Annotated in this window: 10 protein-coding genes; 3 read left to right on the top strand and 7 right to left on the bottom strand. The window is 66.9% G+C overall.

Annotated elements, in window-relative coordinates; translation table 11 throughout:
• Positions 1-288: 288 nt before the first annotated feature.
• On the top strand, positions 289-735 hold the full coding sequence (locus tag AC04ME_RS03815) for a hypothetical protein (RefSeq protein ID WP_475433649.1): 447 nt from the start codon (positions 289-291) through the stop codon (positions 733-735).
• Positions 736-759: 24 nt separating this feature from the next.
• Here AC04ME_RS03815 and AC04ME_RS03810 read toward each other — a convergent pair whose 3' ends face one another.
• Positions 760-1,806: an NAD(P)-dependent alcohol dehydrogenase gene (locus tag AC04ME_RS03810; RefSeq protein WP_042537918.1), complete on the bottom strand. Its 1,047-nt coding sequence runs from the start codon at positions 1,804-1,806 to the stop codon at positions 760-762.
• A 126-nt stretch (positions 1,807-1,932) separates the two neighbouring features.
• On the opposite strand from AC04ME_RS03810, the gene AC04ME_RS03805 reads away from it, so the two are divergent.
• A complete protein-coding gene (locus AC04ME_RS03805) occupies positions 1,933-2,997 on the top strand; it encodes a hypothetical protein (protein WP_475433647.1) in 1,065 nt (354 codons plus the stop codon).
• Positions 2,998-3,090: 93 nt separating this feature from the next.
• Here the strand turns inward: AC04ME_RS03805 and AC04ME_RS03800 are convergent, their stop codons facing one another.
• The 6 genes from AC04ME_RS03800 to AC04ME_RS03775 all read right to left on the bottom strand — a co-directional run bounded on the left by AC04ME_RS03800 (position 3,091) and on the right by AC04ME_RS03775 (position 11,007).
• Complete coding sequence (locus AC04ME_RS03800) at positions 3,091-5,160, bottom strand: acyl-CoA dehydrogenase family protein (protein ID WP_042537923.1); 2,070 nt, start codon at positions 5,158-5,160, stop codon at positions 3,091-3,093.
• A 221-nt stretch (positions 5,161-5,381) separates the two neighbouring features.
• The gene (locus AC04ME_RS03795) at positions 5,382-6,548 is read right to left on the bottom strand and encodes an HTTM domain-containing protein (protein ID WP_475433645.1); all 1,167 of its coding nucleotides are present in this window, start codon (positions 6,546-6,548) and stop codon (positions 5,382-5,384) included.
• A complete protein-coding gene (locus tag AC04ME_RS03790) occupies positions 6,545-7,360 on the bottom strand; it encodes a DUF5819 family protein (RefSeq protein WP_042537925.1) in 816 nt (271 codons plus the stop codon). The genes AC04ME_RS03795 and AC04ME_RS03790 overlap by 4 nt, the downstream gene beginning before the upstream one ends.
• Before the next feature lie 74 nt (positions 7,361-7,434).
• Complete coding sequence (locus AC04ME_RS03785; protein ID WP_042537928.1) at positions 7,435-7,803, bottom strand: hypothetical protein; 369 nt, start codon at positions 7,801-7,803, stop codon at positions 7,435-7,437.
• Between the two features lie 142 nt (positions 7,804-7,945).
• Positions 7,946-9,706: a glycoside hydrolase family 3 protein gene (locus AC04ME_RS03780; RefSeq protein WP_475433642.1), complete on the bottom strand. Its 1,761-nt coding sequence runs from the start codon at positions 9,704-9,706 to the stop codon at positions 7,946-7,948.
• A 2-nt stretch (positions 9,707-9,708) separates the two neighbouring features.
• The gene (locus AC04ME_RS03775; protein WP_475433640.1) at positions 9,709-11,007 is read right to left on the bottom strand and encodes an MFS transporter; all 1,299 of its coding nucleotides are present in this window, start codon (positions 11,005-11,007) and stop codon (positions 9,709-9,711) included.
• A 134-nt stretch (positions 11,008-11,141) separates the two neighbouring features.
• On the opposite strand from AC04ME_RS03775, the gene AC04ME_RS03770 reads away from it, so the two are divergent.
• A complete protein-coding gene (locus tag AC04ME_RS03770) occupies positions 11,142-12,425 on the top strand; it encodes a TetR/AcrR family transcriptional regulator (RefSeq protein ID WP_455904170.1) in 1,284 nt (427 codons plus the stop codon).
• The last annotated feature ends 19 nt before the right edge of the window (positions 12,426-12,444 follow it).

The raw sequence follows: 12,444 nt of genomic DNA, 5'->3' as shown, positions 1-12,444 counted from the left end.
GGGGACCACCGACATTCGAGACCCGCAACTGCCCGCTTTTTTCCCAGATCAACGCCATATTCCGATCTCCCGATACAGCGCACCTACGCCGCGCACACCACAGCCACGGGAGCGGCGCGAGAGCGAGAAAGAACGGCGACGGAGAGACACATGGAAATGGAGACGGAGAGACGACTCGAAGGGAGAGCACCCGGAGGAAGAGGGCACTCCGACGACGAGGAGAGCGCCGGGCAGGAAGCGAACACCCGGCGAGGACGGACCTCAAGAGGGTGAGAGCGCCCTGACGACGTGGAGAGGAGAGCAGAGGAGCAGAGACGACAGAAGGAAAAGAGAAGACGGAGGAGAGAGAAGAGAAGACGGAGAAGAGAGAAGACGGAGAAGAAGAGGAAGAAGAAGAAGAAGAAGAACAGAGAAGGACAACAGAGAAGGACAACAGAGACGAGAACAGAGACGAGAACAGAGAACGAGAACAGAGAACGAGAACAGAGACGAGAACAGAGAACGAGAACAGAGAACGAGAACAGAGACGAGAACAGAGACGAGAACAGAGAACGAGAACAGAGAACGAGAACAGAGAACGAGAACAGAGAACGAGAACGAGAACGCGGTATAAGAGAACCCGGGAACAACACCCTCGGAGAACGCACCCGCGGGATGGAGACCCGCAGAGAAGAAAACCCCGGGGAGAACGCCCCGGAAAAACACCCGGAGACAGCGAGAAGCCCCGGGGTGTGACACCCCGGGGCTTCTCTCCGACCGTCAGTCCGCGAAGGTCGCGGCGTCGATCACGAAGCGGTAGCGCACATCAGAGGCGAGCACGCGCTCGTAAGCCTCGTTGATCTGCGCGGCCGAGATGACCTCGATCTCGGAGGCGATGCCGTGCTCGGCGCAGAAGTCGAGCATCTCCTGGGTCTCAGCGATGCCGCCGATGTTCGATCCGGCGAGCGAGCGCCGTCCGCCGATCAATGACGAGACGTTGACCGAGAGCGGTTCTGCGGGGGCTCCGACGCAGACCATCGACCCACCCACATCCAGCAGACCGAGGTAGGCACGGAGGTCGACGACGGCACTGACGGTGTTGAGGATGACGTCGAACGATCCGCGCAGCGAGCGGAACGTGTCGGGATCGCTCGTCGCGTAGTAGTGGTCTGCCCCGAGGCGAAGCCCGTCGTCCTTCTTGCTGAGGGTCTGCGAGAGCACGGTCACCTCGGCGCCGAGCGCGTGGGCGATCTGCACGCCCATGTGGCCGAGTCCGCCGAGCCCGACGACCGCCACCCGCGTGCCAGGGCCGACGTTCCAGTGCCGCAGCGGGGAGTACGTGGTGATCCCCGCGCAGAGAAGGGGTGCGGCGACGTCGAGCTCGAGGGCGTCGGGGATGCGCACGGCGAACGACTCGGTCACGACGACCTGCTCGGAGTATCCGCCCTGCGTGATGGTCCCGTCGCGATCGACGCTGCCGTAGGTGAAGACAGCGCCGTTGGAGCAGAACTGCTCGTCACCGCGCTGGCAGTTGCGGCACTCTCCGCACGAGTTCACGAGACATCCGACCCCGACGCGGTCTCCCACGGAGTGCTTCGTGACGTCGGCCCCGATGGCGGCGACGGTGCCGGCGATCTCGTGGCCCGGTGCGAGCGGGTAGCTCTGCGGACCCCAGTCACCGCGCACGGTGTGGATGTCGGAGTGGCAGATTCCGGCGAATGCGATGTCGATCAGGATGTCGTTCGGGCCGAGTTCGCGGCGCTCGATGACGGTCTTCTCGAGCGGTGCGGCTTCGCTGGGTGCGGCGTAGGCGTTGACACGGGTCATCTCGGACTCCTCGGGTCGGGTCGGGTGGGCCAGATCGACACTACTCGCGGCGCCCTGTGCGCCACCCCTGTGCGCCACCCCTGTGTGATCGATACGTTGGGGCTACGACTCCGGAGGGGAAGTCCCATGCACCGCTCGACCTTGACCGCCCGACTGATCACCAGCGTGATCGCTCTCGTGCTCACTCCCATCGCCCTGATCCTGCTGTCTGTCGGCGGACAGACCATGATCCTCACGTTCTTCGCGTACGCCAGCGACGGCGACCTCGCGTCGCTGACCGGACCTGTGCTGCTGCAGATCCTCGGTCTCGCGCTGCTCATCCTCGTCGTGCTCACCGGCGTGTGGAGTTCAGCCGGCCTGATCGCCATCGGCATCCTCAGCATCGTGCCGCTGATCGTCGCCGTCTTTCCCGTGACCCTGTCATGGCTCTACGGCATCGCACCCAGGGAGTGGGTCGACGGCTTCGTATACGGCCTCCCTCTCGTGGTGCTCGCCGCGCTCGGGGCGATGGGCCTGGTGCTCGCCCTCGTCCGCCGGGATCCTCGACCGAAGGGTGCCGCGCTCGGCGTGGTCGGCCTGATCGTCGCCCCACTGCTGCTCGCTGCGGGCGCCTGGTCGATCACCTGGGGAATCGCCGAGGGTACGCTGTTCGCCCTGCAGCGGTTCGAGTTCGACGTGCGCCCCGGGCCAGGCTTCGCAGTCGTCGCCGGGGCTCTGCTCGTCATCGCCGGTATCACCGTGACCCGCTGGTCGCGATTCGCACTCGTCGTTCCCGCCCTCGTGCTCCTCGTCGGCAGCATCCTGCTCGTCGTGGCCCGCGATGCCGTGATGCCTGCGCTCTTCGAGCTGCCGCGAGGCATGAACACCGTCGCACCGAGCCTTCTTCTCTACGGCGGAGGAGCCGCGGCCGGACTCATCTATCTGACCTTCACAGTGGTGCTGCTGCGCGTCGTCGCTCACGCGCGATCGGCCGGAGCGACCGGAGCGACCGGAGCGACCGGAGCGCCCGGAGCGACCGGAGCGCCCGGAGCGCCCGGAGCGACGACACCCGACACCACGGTGCACGCGCAATACCCACACGCGCAATATCCACAGGCGCAGTACCCACCAGCACCGATGCAGCATCCGTACCCGCCGGTCCCCGGTCAGCAGCCGCCCTCTGCGCCGTACCCGCCGCAGCCCGGCCCGTGACTCACCGAGCCGCCGCACGACGGCGGCTCAGACAGAAGGGAACCGGCCGAAATCCCACGGTTTCGGCCGGTTCCCCTCTCTGCGAAAGCTGCGTCAGCGCTTGGCGTTCTTCTTCAGCGTCTTCTCCAGCACAGGTGCATCGCCGGATGCTGCGAGCGCCGCGTAGTACTCGCGGGCCTCGTCCTGACGCTCTCGCTCAGCACCGGACGCGATGGGCGCTCGGACGTGCTCGGGCTCGTATGCGAACGCATCGACCAGGTCGAGGGCATATGGGCGAAGCCGGGCGCACAGGCGGTCGATGTACCGCGAGACCGCAGCGGCGCGCTGCGTCGAGAGACGTCCGTTGATGAGGTGCCAGGCGAGGTGCTTCTCGATGAGCTGCAGGCCGAAGAGGTCACGCAGCCAGGTGAGAACCTTCTTCGTGTCAGCGTCATCGACTCGGTGGACGGCATCGGTGAACGCCTCCCACTGCAGCAGCTCGCCGTGTGCGCGGGCCGCCTCGATCAGCTCGGCCTGGTTCTCGTTGAACAGCTTCGCGCCGAGCACTTTGTCCTTGCCCGCAGGGCGCAGACGACCGGCGATGTCGGCGACCATCTGCTGCACGCGCTCGGCGAGCAACAGGTGCTGCTGCTCTTCGCGCAGACCGTTCTCGACGGAACGCGAGACCTGCCCGAGGTCGACGACCGACTGGCCGAACTGACGCAGGCCGGCACCGTGGAAGAGCTTGCCCGCGGTCATCCCGACGGCGAACTTGGCCAGAGCCGCAGCATCCTTGCCGGTGAACTGCTTGGCGTAGTCGGTCAGCAGCCGCTTGCCGACGAGCTGAAGCAGCACGTTGTTGTCGCCCTCGAACGTGACGTAGATGTCGAGGTCGGCCCGAAGACCCACGAGGCGGTTCTCGAACATGAAGCCGGCGCCGCCGCAGGCCTCGCGCGCCTCCTGCAGTGTGTCGAGCGCGTGCCAGGTCGACAGCGGCTTGAGTGCAGCGGCCAGGGTCTCGAGATCCTCGCGGTCGTCGGGGGTATCGGTGCGACCCGAGAACACCCCGTCGAACTTCTGCAGGAACTCGTCGTGCGCGAAGATCTGCGCATACGTCGTCGCAAGCCGCGGGAAGAGGCGTCGCTGGTGCTTGCCGTAGTCGAGGAGCACGACCTCCTGCCCGTCTGCCCCGTCGAACTGACGGCGCTGCGTGGCATATGTGATCGCGATCTTGAGCCCCAGAGCGGATGCCCAGCAGGCCGCGCCGTCGAGCGAGACCCGACCCTGCACGAGCGTGCCGAGCATCGTGAAGAAGCGACGGCCGGGGCTGTCGATCGCGCTCGAGTACGTGCCGTCGACCGCGACGTCGCCGTACTTGTTGAGCAGGTTGGTGCGGGGGACGCGCACGTGGTCGAAGCTCAGACGGCCGTTGTCGATGCCGTTCAGTCCGCCCTTGAGCCCGTCGTCCTCTCGTCCGATGCCCGGCAGGTCGATGCCGTCATCGCCGCGCAGCGGCACGTAGAAGCAGTGCACCCCGTGGTTGACGCCGTTCGTGATCAGCTGGGCGAACACCGTCGCCGCGACGCCGTGCAGTGCGGCGTTGCCGAGGTACTCCTTCGTCGCGCCGCGGAACGGCGTGTTGATGACGAACTCCTCCGTCGCGGGGTCGTACGTCGCGGTCGTGCCGACCGCGGCGACATCTGACCCGTGCCCGATCTCGGTCATCGCGAAGGCGCCGGGGATCGAGAGATCCATGACTCCCGGCAGCCACTTCTCGTGGTGCTCGGTCGTGCCCAGCTGCAGGATCGCTGAGCCGAACAGCCCCCATTGCACGCCCGATTTGATCTGCAGGCTCGGATCGGCGACGACGAGCTCCTCGAAGCCGGCGATGTTCCCGCCGTTATTCTCTTCGCCGCCCAGCGACTTCGGGAACGCGCGGTGCACGGCCTTGTTATCGACGAGGAGGTGCAGCTGGCTGAGCACGCGCTCGCGGTGCTCGTCCTTGCCCAGTTCGTCCTTGCGCCAGAACGCCGAGTCCTTGATCATCTCGCGCGCCTCGCGGCGGGTGTCGGCCCACGTGCCCATCAGCAGGTCGGTGACCCGAGCGACGTCGATCCGCAGGTTCGCGTCTGCGTTGTCGGTGTGGGGGCGAGTCGTCTTCGGACGGACGGCGGCGTCGACCATGAGCGTTCCTCTCAGAGGGAAGTAGTGATACGCCCATGGTAGGTGTGCCACAACCAGGAGCGAACTGCTGTGTACGCATCCTCCAACTGCCTGCGGGCACATCGCCCCGACGGATTGTCGTCAGACCACAGTCCGCGCGAGACCGCGACCTCAGGCCTCCACGCCTGACGGCCGGGGCGGGGCCGTCTGCGCCTGCTCCCACCGCCGTCTCGTGCCGGAGCTCAGACCCAGGTCCGATCACGGATGAAGATCGAGTCGATCGCGATCATCGTGAGCGAGAACCAGGGCAATCCCATCAGCACGCCGATGCCGATGTGGAACGAGAGGATGCCGACGAGGCCGATGAGACGCGTCGGCCGCGTGAGCAGCATCAGTGGGAACGCCACCTGCAGGATGATCGATCCCCAGGTCGCGGCGACGACCATCGGCCCCCACGTCGTGACGAGGTCGCTCAGAACCGGCCACGTGCCGAACCGGGCGGTCTGCAGCGGGTTGTACACCGCGTAGCCCTCTTCCCAGGGCGCACCGCCGGCTTTGTACAGAGCGCCGGAGGCGTAGACGAAGCACACCTGGGCGGTGAGCGCCACGAGGGCCAGATTGTGGAAGACGGTGCCCAGAAGAGCCGGCTGGCTCCCCGGAGCGAACCACTCGCCGTTCTTCGCACGACGTCTGGCGTCGAGCGACCACCGAGCGGCGGGGTCTGCGAAGAACAGCAGCAGCAGGGCGATGCGGAACATGTTGTCGCCCTGGTCGCCCACCATGTCGTTGGCTTCGATGAACCCCACCCAGAGGCAGAAGAACACCGGCAGGACGATCCGGAAGCGCCAGCCCAGCACGAACAGCACGGCCAGCACGCCGAGCAGCAGATAGAGAGCGGTATAGAGGACGTCATTGCCCATCGCCGCATGGAACGCGCTGAAGATCCAGATCTTCGGGAACTCGCTGACGGGTTCGGCGAGCTCGCCGTTCCACGCCGACCCCGAGCCGAACGTATAGAGACGTGTGCCGAAGTTCGATGCGAGCAGGCCGATCGCCGTGATGCCGAAGAGGATGCGGGTGACCGCCAGGCCGTAGAGGGCCTTCTTGCCGTTGAAGAGCCAGTCCCCCACGAACGCAGAGATCCGGTCGATCGCCGAGAGGACCATCGACCACAGCCCGCCGATCATCGACGAGACGAAGCTCAGCAGACGCGTCACGAAGGAACGGGGCGGCTGCAGCTGCGGCTGTGGTGTCGGAGAGGGAGAAGGAGCAGGCGAGACCGACGGAGCAGGCGCCGGAGGTGCGGATGCCGGCGCCGGCGCTGTCACCGTCGAGCGGGAGGTCTGAGACCCGGCATCCTTCTTCTTCTTCGCGTCTCGCTTGGGCGCGGTCCTGATCGGCGCGCTCACGGCTGGATCCTCTCGAACTGGGCGCGGAAGGTGTCGGCGAAGTTCTCGCGACTCTGCCCTTCCTCTTCTATAGGCAGCCGCCACCCGGTGGTCGAGAACGTGGGATCGGGGCGCTGCGCGCTCGGATCGTTGCGGTCGGCATAGGGGACGACGTTCTGGCGGCTCACGCGGTACTGGACCTGGACGACTGCATCGGCACCCCAGATCGCATAGGCCACCTGAGTGGCATAGGCGGTCGACAGGTGCTCCTCGGCCATGTACGCCTCGGTCGACGGCTTCTCGCCCTCGAGCTCATCGAAGGAGCGCACCATCCACTCCTCCCAGCCCTCCTCGGTGAAGTCGAGTCCCACGACGGCCTTCTGATCGTCGTCCAGCTTGTTGAACGCGTTCATCTGGCCGCTCGCGACCTCACTCGACTGGATGCCGGCGCGAGGCGGGAACAGGTTGTAGCGGATCATCGAGAGCTCGACGTCGGTGGCGCTCACCCACCCGGTCTCGATCTCCTGGCCGTCCTTCTCTATGACGGCGCGGACGTTGAAGTGGTAGTCGCCGTTGATCGGCTCGGGAGCGAAGACGCTCCACGACTGACCGAACATGGGCAGCATGTACCCGGCGAGTACCTCCTGAGTGGGGATCTCTCGCAGTGCCGAATACGGTGCGATCCAGAGGAACGACGCACCCACATGCCACAGGGTCAGCAGACAGGCGGCGAATGCGATGAGCTTCACCCACCAGGTCGGGCGCGGTCGCGGGGCGGCCACGGCAGTCGCCGCATCCTGCACTTCCGGTGAGGTCTCAGTCATCGTGCTCATCCACATCCTTCTCACCGCTGCAGGTCGGGGCCGCCGCAGCGACGGCCCCGACCTCTCAGCGTTCCTGCACTGCGTTACTCCGTCTGGGCGAGCGGCCGTCGGGAACGCGCGACCCTCGTCATCCCGAGCCCGAGCATCAGCAGCAGCGCCGCCAGCGCGATCCACCCACCCTGGATCTCGCCACCGGTGGTGGCTAGGCCGGACGCCACGACCTGGAACGAGGCCGAGACGCTGCCGGAGGTCGCTCCGGTCAGGGTCACTGCATGGGTTCCGAGGTCGGTGCCGGACGGGATGGTCCAGGTGAAGGTGACCGTGCCCTGCGCATCGGCGACCTTGGTCCCCAGTGCGATCGGCTCGGAGGTCATCACTCCGGTGACGGACTCGCCGGGCTTGAACCCGGTGCCGACCGCCGTCTGCTTCTCGCCGCGCTCGAGTGAACGCAACCGATCGGCAGGTTGATCGCGCCCCTCACGTTTCGACGGACGAAAGGCCATCCCGACAGCATGCAGCCGCGAGCCCTCGGAACGACGAAGACCGCCCCGCAGGTCGATGCCTGCGGGGCGGTCTCAGAGGGGCGGGCGAGTGCTAGAGCGTGAGCCCGTGACCGAATCGGAAGAGCGGATCTGCGGTGTCGAAGGGCACGTCCGGACGCGAGGCGACGACCGCCGCCATCGACCTCGGCAGGTCGAACGGCAGCCTGCCCTGCGCGCCGGCGACGCCACTCAGCACGTCGAGCAGCGCGGCCGCGGAGACGCCCCAGTTGACGGTGACGGCAGCCGCGGCATCCGTGATCGGCTGGAGGATCGGCGGACGATCGGCGAGCACGTCGACCACGGTCGGCACGGCACCCGCGATCGCACGCACGTGATCGAGCACCTCGTCGGGGAACTCGAGCGAGCCCGCGTGGAAGAAGTTCTCGAAGGTGGTGTCGCGCTGCTCGAACGGGGCCTGCAGGCGGATGACCGCGAGATCGGCCTCGTCCGGCGTCGCGACGACCTCGCCGTAGGCCGCCGCGACCTCGGCGTCGATCCCTTCGACGTAGAGCTTGAGCCCGGTGGCGAACGGCAGCGCGCCGTCGTTCGTCAGCACGGTGACGGACGCTCGTTGAGCCGCCTCTCCGGCGGCACGGAACTCGGCGCGGCCGACGATCTCATCGGCCGCGTCCTCGTCGACGAACGGATCCTCGAAGAGCCCGAGCTCGAACTTCTCCCGCAGGATCCGTCGTGCCGAGACATCGAGTCTTTCCTCCGAGACAGAGCCGTCGGCGAGGAGCTCGAGCAGCAGCTCCGGGCAGTCCTCGCCGCCGAACTGATCGACGCCGGCATCCAGCACCTTGAGCATGCGCTCGCGCGGCGTCAGGTCTTCGACGCCCCACGCCCGAGCGGGGAACGGCTGCCCGAAGATCTCGGCGTCGTTGATCAGTCCCCAGTCGGTGCACACGACCCCGTCGAACCCGAAGCGCTCGCGCAGCAGGCCCGTGATGACCGATCTGTTGAAGCCGAAGCCGACCTCTTCGTATTCGGTTCCCACGGGCATGCCGTAGTACGGCATCATCTGTCGGGTGCCCGCGGCGAGGGCGTCTTCGAAGGGCTTGAGGTGCAGCTCGAACTCGTCGCCCGGGTAGACCTGCTCACGGCCGTAGGGGAAATGCGGATCCTCCCCGTCGAGTTGCGGCCCTCCTCCCGGGAAGTGCTTCGTCATCGTCGACACGGATCCGGGGCCGAAGGAGTCGCCTTGGAATCCACGGATATATGCCGCTCCGAGAATGCCTGTCAGTTCAGGGTCCTCCCCGAAGGTCGCGGTCTGCCGTGCCCACCGTGGTTCGGTGGCGAGATCGACCTGCGGATGGAGCGCCACACGCAGACCGACGGCCGTATATTCCTGTCGAGCGATATCAGCGAAACGCTCCACCAGCTCAGGGTCTCGAGTGGCTGCGAGACCGAGTGTCTCCGGCCACTGCGAGAACGGCCCTGCGAGGATCGATGCCCCGGGGTTCTCGCTGAACGAATGCCGCGGGTCGGTCGACAGAGTGACCGGGATGCCGAGTCTCGTCGAGGCGGCGAGCCGCTGCAGCTCGTTCTGCCACGCCGCGATCTCGCGCCCGGTGGGCGCGGCACCCAGCAGATTGAAGTGCGTCATGTTCTTGACCTCGACGAACTCGCGCGCGCTCGGGGTGCCGAAGATCGGGTTCGCCTCGTCGAGGTCGCCGATCGCGATCATCGTGTGGAAGAACAGCCCGGCCTTCTCCACGATGGTCATCTCATCGAGGAGCAGCTGCACGCGCTCATCGATCGCCAGACTCGTGTCGAGCCATGGTCGCGCGGTGATGACATCGGTGTTCGTCATGGTCACTTGACTCCCTTGATGCGGTAGACGAGAACGGCGCCGGCGAGCGCGACGAGCGCCCCGAACAGATACCAGGTGGTGTAGCCGCCGAGCGGGGTCGCCGCCCCGAGTGCGATGATGCTCGGCGCGATGGCGGGAGCGATCGACTGCGGAAGAGCGTTCGCGATGTTCAGCACGCCGAGGTCCTTGGCGACATCGTCGGGATTCGGCAGCACCTCGGTGGCGAGGGCGAGGTCGACCGACAGGAACGAGCCGGCCCCCAGACCGATGATGGCCTGCGCGACGATCACGACCGGGATCGAGGGTGCCAGGGCCAGGATCACGAGGCCGACGACCATGATCACTCCGGCGGTCGCGACGAACGGTCGCCGCTTGCCGATCCTGTCGGACAGGAACCCTCCGAGCGGGGCGGAGATGGCCATCGCCGCCATCGACGCGAGGTTCGCGATGAGGATCGTGCCGACCGCCCCCTGCTCGTCGAGCTCGAACTTGTTGACGAGGTACAGGGGAAGGAAGGTGGCGATGCCCGCGTAGCCGAACATGACGAAGAACTTGGTCAGCCAGGTCCAGCCGAAGTCCGGGTGCTTGCGGGGGTTGAACACGAACGAGCCGAAGAACGTGCCGACAGTGAAGCGTGTGGCCGGCTTCTCGGTGAGTCGACGATCCTTCAGCGTGAGCACGAACACGACGACCAGGATCAGCGCGATCGCACCGGGGACGAAGAACCGCTCGAAGTCACCGGGGAGGAAGTTCACGATGAAGCTGCCGGCGAGGATGCCGATGGGTGTCGTGATGCCGATGATGCCCGAGACCTTGCCGCGGCTCGAGACCGGCACCTGGTCGGGCAGCGTGGCGTTGGCTGCAGCGAGCACCGCGTTCATCGACGCCTGCACCAGGCACCAGGCCAGCAGCACGACGAGCACCGAGGTCGCGGCTCCGATGATCGCGAAGCCGCCGAGACCGACGATCGCTCCGCCGAGGATCCAGGGGCGGCGCATGCCCCACTTCGAGGTCGTGCGGTCGGAGAGACGCCCCACCAGCGGGTTCGCGATGAGCGCGAATGCAGCGCCGACGCCCATCACGAGGCCGAGGCTCGCCTCGGTGTTCGTGGGGTCGAGGCGCTGGATCTTGAACGCCATCGACACCATCACGGGGGTGAGAAGCGCCAGGTAGACGCCGAAGTTCACGGCGGCGAGTCCGGGCGTATATCCGCGGGGCGTCTTCAGCGGCGTGGTGCCGGGGACTTTGAAGCCGGTGGTACCGACGGCAGCCGCAGTCGCGGCCGATGACAGCTCTGTCACGGGGGATCCTTTCGGGCAAGGTTCGTCGGTCATCTGCGACCGGACGTGAGGAAGACGATACACGAATCTCGACCGTTTGGTAAGTGAATGTCTACCGACTGGTAATGAGAGAGAATGAGGGGGAAGGGGGAGCGATGACGACAGCGACGACGACAGGCTCGCGTCAGGCGCGCGCCGCGGCCACGCGCCAGCGGATCGTGGACGCCGCCCGCGAGTTGTTCATCTCGAACGGGTACCGCTCGACGTCCCTGCGCGACATCGCCGCCGCGGCATCCGTGAGCCACCCCGGCCTCCTCGGCCACTTCGCCTCGAAGGACGACCTGCTCGCCGAAGTCGTCGCCGGATTCGAGGAGGAGAACGAGAGGGCGTTCGATCTGGTCGGGGCGGCATCGGACTCGGGAGAGCTGATCTTCGCCGACGTCGCCCGGCGCAACGCGCGCACCCCGGGTTACCTGGAGCTCTTCGCGGCACTCACGGGCGAGGCGTCGGCCCCCGAGCATCCGGCCCACGAGCGGATGCGACAGCGATACGCCCGTCTGCGTGAGCTGAGCTCGGAGGTGCTCGAGGACGCGGCGCTGCACGGCACCATCGACGCCGGCAGGGATGTGTCAGACGAGACCACCCGTCACATGGCCGGCTGGGACGGGCTGCAGCTGATCTCGCAGTACCTTCCCGACCGCGTCGATGTCGTGCAGATGCTCGAGGAGCGTGAATCGCTGTGGGCGCTGCCCGTCGGTTGGCGCGACCCTGCCCAGCCCGCACCCGCAGACGTGGCCGCGGGTCCGTTGCCCGCCATGTCGGCGGCGCTCGTCGAGGGCGCTGGCGACAGCGAGCCCGGTTACGCAGTGGGTCGACGCCGTCGGGCGCAGATCCTCGCGGACGCGATGCATCTGTTCTCGCGGGGAGGATACGGCGACACGAGTCTCAGCGACATCGCCAAGGCTGTCGGGGTGTCGAAGTCGACGCTCCTGCACCACTACCCCTCGAAGGAGCTGCTGCTGAGCGCCGTGCTCACCGAGCGCGACCGCGCCATTCAGGAGCGCAGCGAGGACGAGCATCCCGAACGCGCCGGGGCCGCACTGCGCGATCTCCCCACCGGCGCGCGCGTCAGCGCACTCGACGAGCCGGGCCTGATCGAGGTGTATGCGGTGCTGTCGTGCGAGGCCGTTCCCGCGACGCACCCCGCCCACGACTACTTCGCCGAGCGCTTCGAGGAGGTCATCGGCTACTTCGCCGAGCTCTTCCGGCTCGCGCAGGTCGACGGGGACCTGTCGGAGCATCGCGACCCCGAGCACGAGGCCGTCTGGCTCGTCGCGATGTGGGACGGGCTGCAGTATCAATGGCTGTACGACAGGGACGCGGTCGACATCACCGCCCACCTGCGCGCCCATCTCGACGACGTTCTTCCGCTGCGCTGACGCGTGCGACGTCCTGCCG

This window comes from Microbacterium sp. LjRoot205, from assembly GCF_056175745.1.
This window is presented reverse-complemented; position numbering and strand designations above follow the sequence as displayed.

Excerpts from the sequence above, each read along its gene's own strand:
- AC04ME_RS03805 (WP_475433647.1), top strand. The coding sequence starts at position 1,933 with ATGCACCGCTCGACCTTGACCGCCCGACTGATCACCAGCGTGATCGCT.
- AC04ME_RS03810 (WP_042537918.1), bottom strand. The coding sequence starts at position 1,806 with ATGACCCGTGTCAACGCCTACGCCGCACCCAGCGAAGCCGCACCGCTC.
- AC04ME_RS03790 (WP_042537925.1), bottom strand. The coding sequence starts at position 7,360 with ATGAGCACGATGACTGAGACCTCACCGGAAGTGCAGGATGCGGCGACT.
- AC04ME_RS03800 (WP_042537923.1), bottom strand. The coding sequence starts at position 5,160 with ATGGTCGACGCCGCCGTCCGTCCGAAGACGACTCGCCCCCACACCGAC.
- AC04ME_RS03770 (WP_455904170.1), top strand. The coding sequence starts at position 11,142 with ATGACGACAGCGACGACGACAGGCTCGCGTCAGGCGCGCGCCGCGGCC.
- AC04ME_RS03780 (WP_475433642.1), bottom strand. The coding sequence starts at position 9,706 with ATGACGAACACCGATGTCATCACCGCGCGACCATGGCTCGACACGAGT.